At 72.0% G+C, this 14,939-nt stretch carries 18 protein-coding genes; 9 read left to right on the top strand and 9 right to left on the bottom strand.

Annotated elements, in window-relative coordinates:
- Window positions 1-17: 17 nt before the first annotated feature.
- Window positions 18-1,400 (bottom strand): APC family permease, encoded by a 1,383-nt coding sequence (locus AC0666_RS02225; RefSeq protein WP_478706927.1) that lies wholly within the window; start codon window positions 1,398-1,400, stop codon window positions 18-20.
- A gap of 93 nt (window positions 1,401-1,493) precedes the next feature.
- Here AC0666_RS02225 and AC0666_RS02220 point away from each other — a divergent pair, with 93 nt between their 5' ends.
- Window positions 1,494-2,498 (top strand): 4-hydroxy-3-methylbut-2-enyl diphosphate reductase, encoded by a 1,005-nt coding sequence (locus AC0666_RS02220; RefSeq protein ID WP_468963146.1) that lies wholly within the window; start codon window positions 1,494-1,496, stop codon window positions 2,496-2,498.
- Window positions 2,499-2,523: 25 nt separating this feature from the next.
- The gene (ppgK, locus tag AC0666_RS02215; RefSeq protein WP_468963148.1) at window positions 2,524-3,288 is read left to right on the top strand and encodes a polyphosphate--glucose phosphotransferase; all 765 of its coding nucleotides are present in this window, start codon (window positions 2,524-2,526) and stop codon (window positions 3,286-3,288) included.
- A gap of 93 nt (window positions 3,289-3,381) precedes the next feature.
- On the opposite strand, the gene AC0666_RS02210 is transcribed toward ppgK, so the two are convergent.
- Window positions 3,382-3,873, bottom strand: coding sequence for a DUF6542 domain-containing protein (locus AC0666_RS02210; RefSeq protein WP_468963150.1), 492 nt, complete (start codon window positions 3,871-3,873; stop codon window positions 3,382-3,384).
- A gap of 159 nt (window positions 3,874-4,032) precedes the next feature.
- Here AC0666_RS02210 and ychF point away from each other — a divergent pair, with 159 nt between their 5' ends.
- A complete protein-coding gene (gene ychF / locus AC0666_RS02205) occupies window positions 4,033-5,121 on the top strand; it encodes a redox-regulated ATPase YchF (protein WP_356845373.1) in 1,089 nt (362 codons plus the stop codon).
- A gap of 132 nt (window positions 5,122-5,253) precedes the next feature.
- Here ychF and AC0666_RS02200 read toward each other — a convergent pair whose 3' ends face one another.
- Together AC0666_RS02200 and AC0666_RS02195 are read right to left on the bottom strand one after the other, a co-directional pair.
- Complete coding sequence (locus tag AC0666_RS02200; RefSeq protein WP_478706926.1) at window positions 5,254-5,517, bottom strand: type II toxin-antitoxin system RelE family toxin; 264 nt, start codon at window positions 5,515-5,517, stop codon at window positions 5,254-5,256.
- Complete coding sequence (locus AC0666_RS02195) at window positions 5,510-5,779, bottom strand: type II toxin-antitoxin system Phd/YefM family antitoxin (RefSeq protein ID WP_468963154.1); 270 nt, start codon at window positions 5,777-5,779, stop codon at window positions 5,510-5,512. Before AC0666_RS02195 ends, AC0666_RS02200 begins: the two co-directional genes overlap by 8 nt.
- Before the next feature lie 104 nt (window positions 5,780-5,883).
- On the opposite strand from AC0666_RS02195, the gene AC0666_RS02190 reads away from it, so the two are divergent.
- Window positions 5,884-6,084: a DUF5988 family protein gene (locus AC0666_RS02190; RefSeq protein ID WP_468963156.1), complete on the top strand. Its 201-nt coding sequence runs from the start codon at window positions 5,884-5,886 to the stop codon at window positions 6,082-6,084.
- Between the two features lie 24 nt (window positions 6,085-6,108).
- Here the strand turns inward: AC0666_RS02190 and AC0666_RS02185 are convergent, their stop codons facing one another.
- Together AC0666_RS02185 and AC0666_RS02180 are read right to left on the bottom strand one after the other, a co-directional pair.
- Window positions 6,109-6,783 carry a hypothetical protein gene (locus AC0666_RS02185; protein ID WP_468582288.1) on the bottom strand — a complete coding sequence of 225 codons (675 nt, stop codon included), beginning with the start codon at window positions 6,781-6,783 and terminating at the stop codon, window positions 6,109-6,111.
- A complete protein-coding gene (locus AC0666_RS02180) occupies window positions 6,780-7,349 on the bottom strand; it encodes an RNA polymerase sigma factor (RefSeq protein ID WP_468582286.1) in 570 nt (189 codons plus the stop codon). Before AC0666_RS02180 ends, AC0666_RS02185 begins: the two co-directional genes overlap by 4 nt.
- 136 nt (window positions 7,350-7,485) lie before the next feature.
- On the opposite strand from AC0666_RS02180, the gene AC0666_RS02175 reads away from it, so the two are divergent.
- Window positions 7,486-7,938: a cupredoxin domain-containing protein gene (locus AC0666_RS02175; protein ID WP_478706925.1), complete on the top strand. Its 453-nt coding sequence runs from the start codon at window positions 7,486-7,488 to the stop codon at window positions 7,936-7,938.
- A 17-nt stretch (window positions 7,939-7,955) separates the two neighbouring features.
- Here the strand turns inward: AC0666_RS02175 and AC0666_RS02170 are convergent, their stop codons facing one another.
- Window positions 7,956-8,969 carry an SMP-30/gluconolactonase/LRE family protein gene (locus tag AC0666_RS02170; protein ID WP_468963160.1) on the bottom strand — a complete coding sequence of 338 codons (1,014 nt, stop codon included), beginning with the start codon at window positions 8,967-8,969 and terminating at the stop codon, window positions 7,956-7,958.
- Window positions 8,970-9,017: 48 nt separating this feature from the next.
- On the opposite strand from AC0666_RS02170, the gene AC0666_RS02165 reads away from it, so the two are divergent.
- From AC0666_RS02165 to AC0666_RS02150, 4 genes are all read left to right on the top strand, one after another.
- Window positions 9,018-9,455 (top strand): MarR family winged helix-turn-helix transcriptional regulator, encoded by a 438-nt coding sequence (locus AC0666_RS02165; protein WP_478706924.1) that lies wholly within the window; start codon window positions 9,018-9,020, stop codon window positions 9,453-9,455.
- A gap of 167 nt (window positions 9,456-9,622) precedes the next feature.
- Entirely contained in the window at window positions 9,623-10,735 is a 1,113-nt protein-coding gene (locus tag AC0666_RS02160; RefSeq protein ID WP_478706923.1) for an alpha/beta hydrolase, read from the top strand.
- Window positions 10,736-10,951: 216 nt separating this feature from the next.
- A complete protein-coding gene (locus tag AC0666_RS02155; protein WP_468963515.1) occupies window positions 10,952-12,025 on the top strand; it encodes an alpha/beta hydrolase in 1,074 nt (357 codons plus the stop codon).
- Window positions 12,022-12,819 (top strand): trypsin-like serine peptidase, encoded by a 798-nt coding sequence (locus AC0666_RS02150; RefSeq protein ID WP_468963166.1) that lies wholly within the window; start codon window positions 12,022-12,024, stop codon window positions 12,817-12,819. The genes AC0666_RS02155 and AC0666_RS02150 overlap by 4 nt, the downstream gene beginning before the upstream one ends.
- Window positions 12,820-12,834: 15 nt before the next feature.
- On the opposite strand, the gene AC0666_RS02145 is transcribed toward AC0666_RS02150, so the two are convergent.
- A complete protein-coding gene (locus tag AC0666_RS02145; RefSeq protein WP_468963168.1) occupies window positions 12,835-13,644 on the bottom strand; it encodes an isocitrate lyase/PEP mutase family protein in 810 nt (269 codons plus the stop codon).
- Window positions 13,645-13,739: 95 nt separating this feature from the next.
- Window positions 13,740-14,852 (bottom strand): pyridoxal-phosphate dependent enzyme, encoded by a 1,113-nt coding sequence (locus AC0666_RS02140; protein WP_478706922.1) that lies wholly within the window; start codon window positions 14,850-14,852, stop codon window positions 13,740-13,742.
- Window positions 14,853-14,939 lie beyond the last annotated feature (87 nt).

The following is a 14,939-nucleotide window of genomic DNA, read 5'->3' as shown; positions in this document are numbered from 1 at the left end:
GCCGGGACCGACACGGGTCAGAGGGCGTCCCCCGGATCCGCCGCGCGTCGGCCGCGCTGGACGGCCAGCACGCCCAGCCCCGCCGCCAGCCACACCGCCCCCGCCACCTGCGCCGTCCAGGACGCCCCGACGATCACCGCCACCATCACCGCCGCGCCCAGCACCGGCACCACCAGGTGCCGCCACCACACCGGCGCGCCCGCCGCCCGGCGCACGACGAACCACCCCACCACCGACGCGTGCAGCAGGGTGAACGCCACCAGCGCCCCGATGTCCACCACCGACACCAGGTGGTCGAGCCCGTCGTCGCGCCCGGCCGCCCACACCGCCGCCACCAGGGTCACCGCGGCCGCCACCAGCAGCGCCGGCCGCGGCGTCCCGGCCGAGGTCCGCGCCAGCACCCCCGGCAGCCGCCGCTCCCGGGCCATCGCGAACACCAGCCGCCCGGCCGCCGCCTGCCCGGCCAGCGCCGCGAACGCCGCGCCCACCGCCTTGCTCACCGCGACCAGGTCGTGCAGCCAGGAGCCCACCGAGGACTCCACGGCGGTGTAGAAGGCCGGCCCCTGCTGCGCCGGGTCCGCCGCCAGCTCCGCCGAGGACACCGGCATCAGCAGCGCTGCCAGATAGCTCTGCACGAGGAACAGCAGTCCCGCCAGCCCCAGGCAGAACAACACCGCCCGGGCCACCCGCTGCGAACCCCCCGTCACCTCCTCCGCGAACGAGGCGATCGCGTCGAAGCCGAGGTAGGACAGGACCGCGACGGACACCGCGCCCAGCACCGCGGCCACCGGGAAGCCGCCCGCCGCGCCGTCCCCGGTCAGCGGGGACAGCCAGCCGCGCCGCGCCCCGTCCCGGACCAGGACGGCCACCGCGCCGGCCATGAACACCAGCAGCACCGCGATCTCCAGGGTGAGCACGGCGAAGCCCACACGCGCCGCCGCCCGTACGCCCCGCAGGTTGAGCGCCGTCGTCACCAGCACCGCCAGCGCCGTCCACACCCAGCGCGACACCTGCGGCACCAGCGCGTTCATCGCGATCCCGCAGAACAAGTACGCGACGGCCGGGATCAGCAGGTAGTCGAGCATCGCCATCCACCCGGCGATCAGCCCCGGACCCTCGCCCAGCCCCTTGCGGGCGTACGTGAACACCGAACCGGCCTGCGGGGCCACCTGCACCATCTGCGCGTACGAGAAGGCCGTGAACGCCATCGCAGCGGTCGCGCAGAGGTACACGAGGGCGACGGCGCCGTGGGATTTCGCGTCGAGGGTGCCGAAGATCCCGACCGGGGCCATGGGGGCGATGAAGAGCAGCCCGTAGACGACCAGGTCCCGGAAGCCCAGGCTCCGCCGCAGGGCGGCCGCAGGCGTCGTACTGGAACCGGAATCCGTCACGGACGCCATCATTCCTCCGGGGGCGGTCGGTACGGACGTCCGACACCTGCACCCAGTCCGGGCGCGGCGGCCGACGCCCGGCCTTCGCAAGACCCCCGTACGATGGACCGCATGAGTGCTGCCGCCCCTGCTCCCGCTTCCCGCCGCGTCCTGCTCGCCGCCCCCCGCGGCTACTGCGCGGGCGTGGACCGAGCCGTGATCGCCGTCGAGAAGGCCCTCGAACAGTACGGGGCGCCGGTCTACGTCCGGCACGAGATCGTGCACAACAAGTACGTCGTCCAGACCCTGGAGAAGAAGGGGGCCATCTTCGTCGAGCGGACGGAGGAGGTGCCCGAGGGCTCCATCGTGATGTTCTCCGCGCACGGCGTGGCCCCGGTGGTGCACGAGGAGGCGGCGCGCGGCAGGCTCGCGACGATCGACGCGACCTGCCCGCTGGTCACCAAGGTCCACAAAGAGGCGATCCGGTACGCGCAGGAGGACTTCGACATCCTCCTCATCGGCCACGAGGGCCACGAGGAGGTCATCGGAACCTCCGGCGAGGCCCCGGACCACATCACGATCGTGGACGGCCCCGCGGACGTCGACAAGGTCGAGGTGCGCGACGAGTCCAAGGTCGTCTGGCTCTCCCAGACCACCCTCTCGGTCGACGAGACCATGGAGACGGTCGACGCGCTGAAGCAGAAGTTCCCCCTGCTCGTCTCCCCGCCGAGCGACGACATCTGCTACGCCACGTCGAACCGGCAGGCCGCGGTCAAGGCGATGGGCGCGGACTCCGACCTGGTCATCGTCGTCGGCTCCAAGAACTCCTCGAACTCGATCCGGCTGGTCGAGGTCGCGCTCGACGCCGGCGCGCGCGCCGCACACCTGGTCGACTTCGCGAGCGAGATCGACGAGGCCTGGCTGGAGGGCGTCGGCACGGTCGGCCTGACCTCGGGCGCCTCGGTGCCGGAGGTGCTGGTCGAGCAGGTGCTGGAGTGGCTGGCGGAGCGCGGCTTCGAGGACGTCGAGATCGTCAAGACCGCCGAGGAGTCGATCGTCTTCTCGCTGCCGAAGGAGCTGCGCCGCGACCTGCGCGCCGAAGCGGCTGCACTGGTCGCCGACAAGTAGCGGCTTCGTTTCGTACGGTGATTCCATGCAGATCTTCGGCGTGGACATCGGCGGTACCGGGATCAAGGGCGCTCCTGTGGACCTTGACCGTGGCGAGCTGGCGCAGGAGCGCCACAAAGTGCTGACACCGCATCCGGCCACCCCGGACGGGGTGGCCGGATGCGTGGCCGAGGTGGTGGACCACTTCGGCTGGGACGGCCCCGTGGGGGTGACGTTCCCGGGAGTGGTCACGGGCGGCGTCACCCGTTCGGCGGCCAACATGGACAAGGCGTGGATCGGCGTCGACACCGCCGCGCTGCTGCGCGAGCGCCTGGGCGGCCTGCCGGTCACCGTCCTGAACGACGCGGACGCCGCCGGCGTCGCGGAGATGACCTACGGCGCGGGCCGCGGGCGCACCGGCACGGTCATCCTGCTCACCCTGGGCACGGGCATCGGCAGCGCCCTGTTCACCGACGGCCGGCTGGTGCCGAACACGGAGCTCGGGCACCTGGAGCTGAAGGGCCACGACGCGGAGACGCGGGCGTCGGTCAAGGCCAAGGAGGACCACGAGCTCACCTGGGAGCGCTGGGCGAGGCGGCTGGAGAAGTACATGGCCCACGTGGAGATGCTGTTCTCCCCGGACCTCTTCATCCTGGGCGGCGGCGTCAGCCGCAAGCCGGAGAAGTTCCTCCCGCTGATCGACGGCATCCGGGCAGAGATCGTCCCCGCGGCCTTGCAGAACAACGCGGGAATCGTGGGGGCGGCCATGGCGGCGAAGGCCGCCGGGGTGACGTCGGCGGCCGACCGCTAGGGCCTGGGCGGGCAGCGGTCCGGCGGGCAGGCTCCGGCGGGCAGCGGTCCGCGTCCGGCGCGTACGGGCTCCGGCGGTCCGGCGGGTACGGGCTCAGGCGGTCCGGCGGGGGAGCCTGCGGCGCCCGATCAGCACCGCCTTGCGCACCAGCGCGACCAGGGCGGCGACGAGCGTCCCCCCGTACAGCCAGCCGGCGTGCAGGGACAGGGCCGACACGACGCCCATGAGCTGGGCGCCGAAGCCGCCGGAGCCGCCCGTGAGGGGCCACACTCCGGCGGCGAAGGCGATCGGCGCGCTGATCGGCGCCGTGATCAGGTCGGCGGGCCGGACCCACAGCGCCGTGGCGGCGCAGACGGGCAGGAAGAGGAGCCCGTATGCGAAGAGCGAGCTGTCGAAGAGCAGCCAGGCGATCGCGGCCGCCAGCGCCATGGCGGCGCAGGCGAACATCCCGCCGCCGAGCCCGGTCAGCCGGGCCCGCGGCATGCGGCGCACCGGCGCCGGCCGGGGCCGCGGACGCCCGCCCTGCGCGGGCACCTGGCCGTGCCGGTGCCGCTGTCCCTGCCGCTGTCGCTGCGGGTGATCCACCGAGCGCGTCCTGTATTGCTCCACCCCACCACGCTAGGCGCGACGGGCGCGGGATCGGGGCGGGGACACGCGTACAACGAGAGCAGCTCATCGGAAAGTAAACTGTCCGGTGGCCCTCTCCTGGGCCGCCGCCCCCTCCAGCTACGGGAAGTCGCCAACGTGTCGCTCACGATCGGAATCGTCGGTCTGCCGAATGTCGGCAAGTCGACCCTGTTCAACGCCCTGACCAAGAACGACGTGCTGGCGGCCAACTACCCGTTCGCCACGATCGAGCCGAACGTCGGCGTCGTCGGTGTCCCGGACCCCCGCCTGGCCGTCCTGGCCGGCATCTTCGGCTCGCAGCGGGTCCTCCCGGCCACGGTCGACTTCGTCGACATCGCCGGCATCGTCCGCGGCGCCTCGGAGGGCGAGGGCCTCGGCAACAAGTTCCTCGCCAACATCCGCGAGTCGGACGCGATCTGCCAGGTCATCCGGGCCTTCAAGGACGAGAACGTCGTACACGTCGACGGCAAGGTCTCGCCCAAGGACGACATCGAGACGATCAACACCGAGCTGATCCTCGCCGACCTCCAGTCCATCGAGAAGGCGGTCCCCCGCCTGACGAAGGAGTCCCGCCTCCAGAAGGACAAGGTCGCGGTCCTGGCGGCGGTCGAGAAGGCCCAGAAGATCCTGGAGGCGGGCGACACGCTCTTCTCCCAGGGCATCACGAAGGGCACCGAGCAGGGCGACCTCCTCCACGAGCTCCACCTGCTGACCACGAAGCCGTTCCTGTACGTCTTCAACGTGGACGAGGACGAGCTGATGGACGACGCCTTCAAGGCGGAGCAGAGCGCGCTGGTCGCCCCGGCGGAGGCGATCTTCCTGAACGCCAAGCTGGAGCAGGACCTCGCCGAGCTGGACGACGAGGAGGCCCTGGAGCTCCTCCAGTCGGTGGGCCAGCAGGAGCCCGGCCTGGCCACGCTGGGCCGCGTCGGCTTCCAGACCCTGGGCCTCCAGACCTACCTGACGGCCGGCCCGAAGGAAACCCGCGCCTGGACCATCAAGAAGGGCGCCACGGCCCCGGAGGCGGCGGGCGTGATCCACACGGACTTCCAGCGCGGCTTCATCAAGGCCGAGGTCATCTCCTTCGAGGACCTGGTCGCCTGCGGCTCGGTCACGGAGGCCCGCGCCAAGGGCAAGGCCCGCATGGAGGGCAAGGACTACGTCATGCAGGACGGCGACGTGGTCGAGTTCCGCTTCAACGTGTGATCCGGCCGTTGCCGCACCGCGAGCTGATCTCGCAAGCGCGCAGGTGAAGGGGTCGACTCCTCCAGGGGTCGGCCCCTTCGCCGTCACCGTGCTGGACGGGTACTGGAGATTCTGGCGCCGGATCAGCTCGTATCACGTGTCGTAGACGGTCGAGCGGTGTCCGACGTGCACGATCCACACCACGAGCTCTCCGTTGTCGATCGTGTAGACGAGGCGGTAGTCGCCGACCTGCAGGCGACGGCGTTCCGGCTGCGATACGAGCGCCGCGGTGTTGGATCCGAAGGGGTCGCTCTCCAGCTCGGTCAGCTTGGCCAGGATGCGCAGCGCCATGTCGCGGGGGATCTTGCGAAGCTCGGCCTGTGCCTCGGGGCGGAAGACGGTTCGGTACTCACTCACCGCGCGCCAGCGTCTCCCTCATGACGTCCTCGATCGGGATGCCGGGTGCCGGGTTGGCCATGCGCTCATCGATGATCCGGTTGATCTCGCGCTCTTCCCACTCCTGGTACTTGCGCAGCACCTCGATGGAGACGACGGCGGCCACTTCCTTGCCCCGGCGCGTGATCACCGTGGGGACGTCGTCGCGATCGGCGCGCTCCACGACCTCAGCCAGGTGTGCGCGTACCTCACGGATGGACTTCATGGGCAGCGGCTGTGTCATGCGCCCAAAGGTACCGAGTGTCTCATGTGTACACAATGCGTCGTTGTAGTCCTGGGATGGGGCGTCGAGGTGCGGGGCGGGGGACGGGTCGTGAGACTGGGGGTATGGCTGGCAAGGCAGTTCTTGAGGGCGGACCGGACGACCTGCAGGAGCGGGTCGTTCCCGCCGCCCCTTCCGGAGAAGACCTGAAGATCCGGCACCGGGGTGGCTACGAGCACTTCCGGGCCACCTCCCGGCAGCAGGACGGCCCCGAGGGGCGGATGCCGGTGTACGAGTGGTGGGAGCGGACCGAGATCGCCGAGTGAGGGGCCCGGGCCTCCGCCGCCGCTCTAGGTGAACCGCGCCGTCGCGACCGTCGAGCCGTCCGGTGCGAGGAGGCGGGCCGAGGACAGCGTCGTGGGGTCCACGTGGGCCGGCGCCACCCAGTAGCCGTAGCCCTCGCTGAGGGCGAAGGTGCCGAGCGAGGTGGTGCTGCCGTCCGGGTGGACCAGTACGCACCGGACCGCGCCGAGCTCCTCGCCCTCCAGGTCCACCGCCATGTAGACCCACCCCTCCGTACCGGGGTGGACGAATATCCGGCCCACCTCCAGCCCGTCCGCCATCAGGGGCGCCTGGACGAGCTCGGCGTTCGCCGGGGACGTGACGGAGGAGGGTGCGGTGGCCTGGTTGATCGCCGTGCCGGCCGCCCAGCCGGCGAATCCGCAGGCCACGGCCAGGGCCGCCGCCACGGCCGCCATCCGCGGCCGGAGGAGGCGCCGCCGTGCAGGCGGGTTGGACTGGCGCAGGGCCTTGGCCACGCGGGACTCGAAGCCGACCGGCGGTTCCGTGCCCGGCAGCAGTTCGAGCAGGACGTCGGCGGCCAGGGACAGCTGCTCGATGCGTACCCGGCAGTCGGCGCACCGGTCCAGGTGGGCGACCGCTCGGGCGCGTTCCTGGGCCGGGAGAATGCCCAGCGCCAGCTCGGCGTCGAGTTCCCTCAGGTGCTCGCAGGTCATCTCGCTCATCGCCGGCTCTCCTCGGCCCCCAGGGTGATCCGCAGCTTGTGCATCGCGGCCCTGATGCGGGTCTTCGCCGTACCCAGCGGGATCCGCTCCATGTCGGCGATCTGCTGCGCGGTCATGCCGTAGATCCCCGCCATCACCAGGGCGCGTGCCTGCTCCCTGGGCAGGGCCGCCACCGCGGTACGGACCCCGGCCGACGTCTCCGCGGCCACGGCCCGCTGCTCGGGGGTTTCCGTCACGACGTCGAGCAGGGCGTCCAAGTCCTCGGGGGCGACGGGGGCGGCCCGGCGGGCCCGGACCGCGTCGATCGCCAGGTTGTGCGCGATGGTCGTCAGCCAGGTGCGTACCGACCCTCGGCGGGCGTCGTAGATCTGGGCATGCTTCCACGCCCGCTCGAACGTCTGCTGTGCGACGTCCTCGGCGAGCTGCGGATCCCCCACCACGGCAATGGCCACGCCGAACACCGTCCGCTGGAAGCGCCGAACGAACGCGACAGCGATCTCTGGATCGCCGGTTGCCAGACCCGACAGCAGTGCCTCGTCCGGTGCGCGTCCGAGCGGCAGGCCCATTCTCTGCACATCACTGGATACGGGCGGCTCCCGCGATGGGATTGCGGCACACTGGCCCATTCTCTCCCAGATGCCCACAATCCTCAGCTCCACTCCGGCCGTATCCCCTCCGAGGGAACGTCCGGAGGGCTGAGTGATGGCGGGAACGAAGACGGGAACAGCGGGAACGGCGCGGGCACGCAGCCGGGCGGGCCTGGCCCTGGCGGCCGGAGCACTGGCCGCCGGGCTGCTCGGCGCCTGCGGGGACGGATCGGCCACTTCCACGACCGCTCCGCCGCCGGCGGGCGGGAGCGCGGTGGCGGCGGCCATGCGGGTCGAGGCGGACCTGAGCGACTTCCGCATCGGACTGTCGCAGAAGGCGTTCAAGGCCGGCCCTTACACGTTCGTGGTCAAGAACACCGGCCACCACCAGCACGCCCTGGAGATCGAGGGTCCGGGCGGGGAGCACCGCTCCAAGACCCTGGCTCCCGGGGAGAGCGACCACCTCGACATCACCCTGAAGTCCGGACGGTACGAGCTCTACTGCCCCGTCGACGGACACAAGGACTTGGGGATGGAGTCGGAGATCACCGTAACCGGCGCCTCCTGAGAGCCGCGGTCCCGGGCTCAGAGCCCGCGGACGGACGCGACCGTGAAGGTCGTCGGGGTCCCCGGGCCCATCGGGCCGCCCTTGTCGAACTGGGAGCGGACCACCAGCGTCCGGCCCGGCGTGTGGCTGAGGGTGGTCGGGATCTGCAGGGACGGGTCCGTGACCGTCCGGCTCAGCCGGGCCTCGGTGCCGTCGGGGCTTAGGCGCCAGCGGGTCAGGGTGTTCGTGGTGTTGTGGGCGACGCGCAGGGTGCCGTCGGGGGCGAGGTCGAGGCCGTCGGCATGCAGGAGGTCGCCCCCGTGCAGCGCCACCCGGGAGATCGCACCAGTGCGCAGGTCGATCCGGTGGAGGTCGCCCGCCACCATGTCCACGGCCAGCAGGAAGCGCCCGGCCGGGTCCGCCACGATGCCGTTGAGGGAGAAGCGGCCCTCGACGGGCGGGGTGAGGTACGGGCGCAGGTCGTACGCGGCGGTCAGCGGGCCCGAGCCCGCGGCGAGCAGCTCCGGGGTGACCCGGTAGACCACCCCGCGGACGCTGTCCGTCAGGTAGGCCGTGCCGTCCGGGGTGATGGCCAGGTCGTTGACGAAGAGGGGCTCGGACCCGGTGACTTCGAAGTGGGCCAGGCGCGTGCCGGAACCGGTGTCGTAGACGGAGACGCCCGAGGTGGAGTCGGTGACCCACAGGCGCCCGCGCAGGTCGACGCGCAGTCCGTTCGCGGTGTGGCGCCCGTCGGTGCCCGGGGGCAGGAAGACCTCGGCGGCGGCCCGGCCGGGACGGGCCCGGTAGACGGTGCCGTCCGCGTACGAGCCCACGTAGACGGTGTGGTTGCGCGGGTCGGCGGCTATGCCCTCGGGGTAGACCTTCTGGCCGGGGAGGGTGAACGCGGTGGTGATACGGCTGTCCGCAGGCGTGCGGCCGGCGGCCTGGGCGGCCGGCGCCGCGCCCAGGGCGAGCACGGTGGTCAGGGTCAGGAGCGGGACGGGCAGGAACTTCTTCGGCACGGCGATGTCCTCTTCCATGTAGGTGACCACGAAGATAGGTTAGAGCTCTAATCCATGCAAGGCCCGTAGGATGCGGGGATGACCTCCATGCCTCCCGAGGAGCGCATCGGCTCGCACATCAAGCGCGCCGAGCAGGCGCTCCTCGCGGCGAAGAACGCCGCCTGCAAGCCGGCCGGGGTAACGGTTCCGCAGTACGCCGCGCTGCTCTGGCTCGCCGAGAAGCCGGGGATCTCCGCCGCCGCCCTCGCCCGCCTGTGCGGGGTGACGCCGCCGACGATGAACACCGTGTTGAAGAACCTCCAGGAGCGCGGGCTCATCGAGCGGAGCCCGCACGAATGGCACCGCAACGTGCTGGAGACCCGGCTCACGGAGGAGGGGCGGGCCGCCATGGAGCTGGCCGACGCCGGCGCGGTGGAGGTCGAGCGGGCGCTCGCCGCCGCCTTCTCCGCGGAGGAGCGCGAGCTGCTGATCCGCCTGCTGGGCCGGTGCGCGGAGGCGCTCGAAGCGCAGAGGTGAGGGCCGCCGCCGTCCAGCAGGCCCCGCGCCCGCCGACCCGGTGCGTCCAGCCGGCCCCGCGCCCGCCCGACCCGCGTCCGCCGGCCCCCGTGCGCCCGGCAGACCCCGTAGCGAACCAGCCGTTCTGTCCCGTCGGGGGACAGGCATGACCGTTCGGAGCACCGTCCGTGGACCAGTACCCGTACCAGCAGCGCAAGCGCTCCCGGCGCGCGATATGGACCGGCGTCGCCGTGGCGTTCGCCCTCCTGCTCGGCGGCGCGGGCTTCGCCGCCTGGAAGCTCGACTGGTTCTCCGGCAACGGCGGCGCGGTGAGCTTCGGCAAGGCGCCGTCCCCCGCTCCCACCCCGGACGCCCCCGGCGGCGCCACGCCGTCGCCGGGGGCGCCGCAGACCCCGGCCAAGCCCAGCGGGGACCCGGACGTGGTCCTGCCGGCCGGCCCGAAGTCCGACTTCAAGCAGACGACCAAGCTCGATGACGGCACGGTCATCGCGAAGACCCGCCTCGCGGGCGCGAAGTCCGGCTTCGAGGGCGACGTCTGGGTGTGGACGCCCAAGGAGTACGACGACCCGACGTACGCCAAGAGCGCCTTCCCGGTGCTCATCGCGCTTCCCGGCGGCAACGGCTTCCCGACCAACTACTGGGCGGACCGCAGCCTGGGCCTGCAGAAGGCCGTCAGCGAGGGCGTCCAGGCCGGCACCAGCCTGCCGTTCATCCTGGTCATGCCGGTGCTGAACCCGGACAACAAGTACTACTACGACGGCTCCGACATCCCCGGTCAGCCGAAGATGGGCACCTGGATCGCCGAGGACGTCCCGGACTTCGCCCGCGCCAACTTCCGTACGTACAAGTCCCGCGACGGCTGGGCCTTCATGGGCTCCTCCTCGGGCGCCTTCGTCGGCATGAAGACCGTGCTGCAGTACCCCGACCGCTTCAAGGCGGTGATCGCCAGCGGTGGCGAGATCGTCCCCGACTCCCCGCTCTGGAAGGGCCACCAGGCGGAGATGGACGCGAACAACCCGGAGAAGCTCGCCCAGCAGCTGATCGACCGCAACGGACCCGAGGTCTACATCAACTTCCAGATCGGGACCAAGGAGAGCGGGAAGCAGCGGATGACCGCCTTCCAGCAGCAGTTCGGCAAGGGTCCGGTCAAGATGACCATCCGCGACATCCAGAACGGCGAGCACAACGGCTGGCACTACGTCAGGGGGATGAAGGAAGGCTCCCTGGAGTGGATCAGCAAGGTCCTGAAGGGTCCCCGGGCCGAGCCCGGCACCGGCTGAGCCCCGGTCCTGTTCGACTCCTTCCCTCGTACGTCCCGTTCCCACGTGGCACACACCACGTCACACCGGTCCCAGGCAACCCATGTGGTCGTTGAAACCTCAGTAAGGGGTGTAGGGGGACCAATCGGTCCGACCCGCGCTTGTGACCGAGCGCCGGAGAAGGAACGGGACAATTCCGTGCAGCATGACCAGCTTCAGGTCGGCGAGGGCAGCCTCATGACCGAGGAGGGCCCGACGACCACGGGCCGCCGCCGTCCGCAGCACCTGCGCAGACTCGTGATCAGCGGCGGGCTCGCGTTCGCCCTGGCCGCCGGGGGCGGCGCGGCCGCGTACAAGTACGGGCTCTTCTCGGACATAGGGGATCCGGTGTCCTTCGGGAAGGTCCAGGAGTCGGCGGCCGCCGAGGACGTCCGGCCGGGGGTGAGCATGCCGACCGGGCCGAAGGCCACGTTCGTCCGCACGCACCGGATGCCGGACGGCACCCAGATCGGCCGGACGACCCTCACCGGGGCGAAGTCCGGATTCACGGGCGACGTGTGGGTGTGGGTCCCGAAGGAGTACGACGACCCGAGGTACGCCAAGAGCGGCTTCCCGGTCCTCATCTCCTTGCCCGGCGGCCGCGGGTACCCCAAGAACTACTGGGGGACGGGCCCCGGGCTCGGCCTGGAGCAGGCCGTGATCGACGGGGCGAAGGCGGGCAAGAGCCTGCCCTTCATCCTCGTCATGCCGGTGATCAACGCCGACACCAAGCACCACTTCGACGGATCGGACATCCCCGGGCAGCCCAAGATGGGCACCTGGATGGCGGATGACGTCCCGGATTTCACGCGGGCCAATTTCCGCACCTTCACCTCCCGTGACGGGTGGGCCTTCATGGGCTCCTCCTCGGGCGGGTTCGGCGCCTTCAAGCACGTGCTGAAGTACCCCGAACGCTTCAAGGCGGCCATCGCCAGCGGTGTGGACTTCGTCCCCGACTCCCCGCTGTGGAAGGGGAACCAGCAGGCCATGGACGAGAACAACCCGGAGAAGCTCGCCGAGAAGCTGATCCGCGCCGGCGGCCCGGACGTCTACATCAACTTCCAGATCGGCACCGCCGAGGGCGGCCGGGACGCGACGGAGACGTTCATGCGGGAGTACGGGAAGGGTCCGGTGCACACCCGGCTCCAGGTGATCCAGGATGGGGAGCACAACGGAAAGTCCTACGTACGCGGTATGAAGGAGGGCTCCCTGGAGTGGATCAGCAAGGTCATGCTGGCACCGACACCCGACCCCGTTCCCGGCGTGCGGTGAACGCAGTGGTGAAGGGGGCCTCCGCGGCCGCCGCCGCCGGGCTGGCGGCGTTGCTCGCCGTCGCCTTCGTCAAGGCGACGGAGGCGAACGGCAGCGGGGTGCACCCCTTCCCCGCCGTGGGCGTGCTCATGGCGAACGGCGAGCACTGGTGCACGGCGAGCGTCGTCGACAGCCCGAAGGGCAACGTCGTCGCCACCGCCGCGCACTGCGTGGTCCCGGCCGGGGAGAACGGCGCACCGGGCGAGCTCGCGCACGACGGGCACGCCATCGGCGAGCTCTCCTTCGCCCCCGCGTTCTCCGGCGGGGGCGCAGGCCGCCGGCCCCTCGGCGTGTGGAAGGTCCGGGCGGTCCATGTGGACGACCGCTGGACGAGGTGGGGCGAGGACACCGCCGACTTCGCCTTCCTCAGCATCGAGCCGGACGCGGACGGGCACTCCGTCCAGCAGGCGGTCGGCGGCGCGATGGAGGCCCCGAAGCCCGACTGGACCTCGGGGTACGAGCGCGAGGTGACGGTGGTCGGCTATCCGGAGTCCGACCGCAACCCGCAGAACCAGCCCGTCTCCTGCACGACGCAGACCGGCCACGACCAGGACGACCCCGCCATGCTGTACATGAGCTGCGCGGGCTTCTGGACGGGCACCAGCGGCAGCCCCTGGATCGCCGACCGGGGCGGGCCGGGCAACCCGGGCCGGCTGATCGGGGTACTGAGCGGCGGGGACACGGACGTGGACTCCACGGCCGCGCTGTTCGACGAGCGGGCGAAGGCGCTGTACGAGCAGGCGGCCCGGGACTGACGCCGCCCCCGGCCCTCAGTCCTTGAGCAGGTCGTTCAGTTCGCGGTACGGGGCCGCATCGGCCAGCGCCTCGTACGTGCCGCCCGCGATCAGCTCGGCGGAGGCCCGCCGGACCAGCTGGTAGGCGGCCTCCGCGACCCAGGAGCCGAGGCTCACCCGGGCCACGCCGAGGGCGCCGAGCTCGCCGACGGAGGGGGCGCCGGGGCCGACGAGGATGTTGAGCGGGGCGTCGATGCCCTTGGCGAGCTCCGCGACGGTCGCCGGGTCGATCACGCCGGGCACGAAGATGCCGGAGGCCCCGGCCCGCAGGTAGGCGGCGGCACGGGCGAGGGTCTCGTCGAGCCGCGTCCCCTCCTCGCCGAGGCCGAAGAGGAAGGTGTCGATGCGGGCGTTGATGTAGAGCGGGATCCCGGCGGCGTCGGCGGCGGCGCGGGCCGCGGCCAGGCGCTCCGCGTGGTCGGCGGGGGCGCGGGTGCCGTCCTCGATGTTGACGCCGACCGCTCCGGCGGCGAGGACGCCGGCCACGGTCTCGGCCACCCCGGCGGGGTCGGCGCCGAAGCCGCTCTCGATGTCGGCGGTCACGGGGACGGAGACGGCGGCGGCGACGCGGGCGACGAGGTCGAGCGCGCGGTCGCGGCTCAGCGCGTCACCGTCGGGCGCACCGAGGGACCAGGCGACACCGGCGCTGGTGGTGGCGACGGCGGGTGCGCCGGAGGCCTCGACGAGACGGGCGCTGACCACGTCCCAGGCGTTGGCGAGGGCGAGCGGCGCGGCGGGGTCGTGCAGGGCGGTGAACCGGCGGGCGAGGTCAAGGCTGTTGGTCATGGGGGCAGTTCATCAGACCGCGGCCGCCCGGGCTGGCGATTTTCCGACACCTTCGTCCGGGCCGAGTCCGGGCCGGGTCCGGGTCCGGACCCGGGTCACTCGGGGAGGCCCGCCTTGGCGCCGGCGCCGCAGAGCGGGACCACCGCCGTGCGCCCCCTGAGCGGGTCCGCCGGGGACAGCGGCCCCACCGCCGCCCAGCAGGCGGCCGCCGTCGGCTCGACGAACAGGCCGCGGCGGGCCAGATCCCGCTGGGCAGCCCGCAGGGCCGGTTCCGTGACCGTCAGGAAGGTGCCCCCGGAGGCGCGCACCGCGGCAAGGATCTGCCGGGCCCGCGGCGGGGCCGGGATCGCGATCCCCTCCGCCAGCGTGGGCAGTTCGGGCACGGACGTCGCGTCCTCGGCGCCCGCGGAGAAGGCGGACGCCAGCGGGGCCACGACCTCCGCCTGCACGGCGATCAGCTGCGGCGGCCGCACGCCCCGGGCGGCGAGCTCCCGCACCGCCAGCGCCGCCCCGAGCAGGAGGGTGCCGTTGCCCACCGGCAGGACCAGGGTGTCGGGGAGCCGGCCGCCGAGTTCCTCCCACACCTCGTACACGTACGTCTTCGTCCCGTGCAGGAAGTACGGGTTGAAGACGTGGCTGGCGTAGAAGACGCCGGGGAGGTCCGCCTCGGCGCGCGCCGCCAGCGCCGCGGCCTCCCGGCCGCCGGGGACCACGCGGACCGAGGCGCCGTGCGCGCGCATCTGGTCGGTCTTCTTCGGGGAGGTGCCCTCGGGCACGAAAACTTCACAAGTGAGCCCCGCGCGGGCGCAGTACGCCGCGACCGCCGTTCCCGCGTTGCCGCTGCTGTCCGCCACGACCCGCTCCGGGCCCAGACGCCGGGCCAGCTCGGCGAGCATCACCGCACCCCGGTCCTTGAAGGACAGGGTCGGCATCAGGAAGTCGAGTTTGGCGTGAATCCGCTCCCCGAGCGGGACCAGCGGAGTCCTGCCCTCCGACATCGTCACGGAGAAGGCCCCCGGCAGCGGCAGTGCGCCGCCGTACCGCCACAGCGAGGGCGGTCCGCCGTCCGGGGCGAGCGGGCCGGCCGGATCCGGCGTGAAGTCGAGGTCCCACGGGCCGCCGCAGACCGGGCAGCACCACGGCGCCGTCCGGACGTCCGCGCGCGTCTCGTCCTCGGGGCAGACGTAGCCGGGGAGTGCGTGCGTCATGTGCGGAGCGCCTTTGCTCTTTCATGGCGGTCGTATGGCACGGATGTTACGCGTTCGCAGTCCTCTTGTGGGATGGCGAAAGGGTGG

Source organism: Streptomyces sp. NPDC043680, from assembly GCF_056436685.1.
Note: the sequence above shows the minus strand (reverse complement) of the source record. Positions and strands in the feature narration are given on the sequence as shown.

Bases quoted from the DNA above. Each gene is read 5' to 3' on its own strand.
- AC0666_RS02225 (WP_478706927.1), bottom strand. From the start codon at position 1,400: ATGGCGTCCGTGACGGATTCCGGTTCCAGTACGACGCCTGCGGCCGCC.
- AC0666_RS02220 (WP_468963146.1), top strand. From the start codon at position 1,494: ATGGACCGCATGAGTGCTGCCGCCCCTGCTCCCGCTTCCCGCCGCGTC.
- ppgK (WP_468963148.1), top strand. From the start codon at position 2,524: ATGCAGATCTTCGGCGTGGACATCGGCGGTACCGGGATCAAGGGCGCT.
- AC0666_RS02195 (WP_468963154.1), bottom strand. From the start codon at position 5,779: ATGACACAGCCGCTGCCCATGAAGTCCATCCGTGAGGTACGCGCACAC.
- AC0666_RS02190 (WP_468963156.1), top strand. From the start codon at position 5,884: ATGGCTGGCAAGGCAGTTCTTGAGGGCGGACCGGACGACCTGCAGGAG.
- AC0666_RS02185 (WP_468582288.1), bottom strand. From the start codon at position 6,783: ATGAGCGAGATGACCTGCGAGCACCTGAGGGAACTCGACGCCGAGCTG.
- AC0666_RS02180 (WP_468582286.1), bottom strand. From the start codon at position 7,349: ATGGGCCTGCCGCTCGGACGCGCACCGGACGAGGCACTGCTGTCGGGT.
- AC0666_RS02175 (WP_478706925.1), top strand. From the start codon at position 7,486: ATGGCGGGAACGAAGACGGGAACAGCGGGAACGGCGCGGGCACGCAGC.
- AC0666_RS02165 (WP_478706924.1), top strand. From the start codon at position 9,018: ATGACCTCCATGCCTCCCGAGGAGCGCATCGGCTCGCACATCAAGCGC.
- AC0666_RS02155 (WP_468963515.1), top strand. From the start codon at position 10,952: ATGACCGAGGAGGGCCCGACGACCACGGGCCGCCGCCGTCCGCAGCAC.
- AC0666_RS02145 (WP_468963168.1), bottom strand. From the start codon at position 13,644: ATGACCAACAGCCTTGACCTCGCCCGCCGGTTCACCGCCCTGCACGAC.
- AC0666_RS02140 (WP_478706922.1), bottom strand. From the start codon at position 14,852: ATGACGCACGCACTCCCCGGCTACGTCTGCCCCGAGGACGAGACGCGC.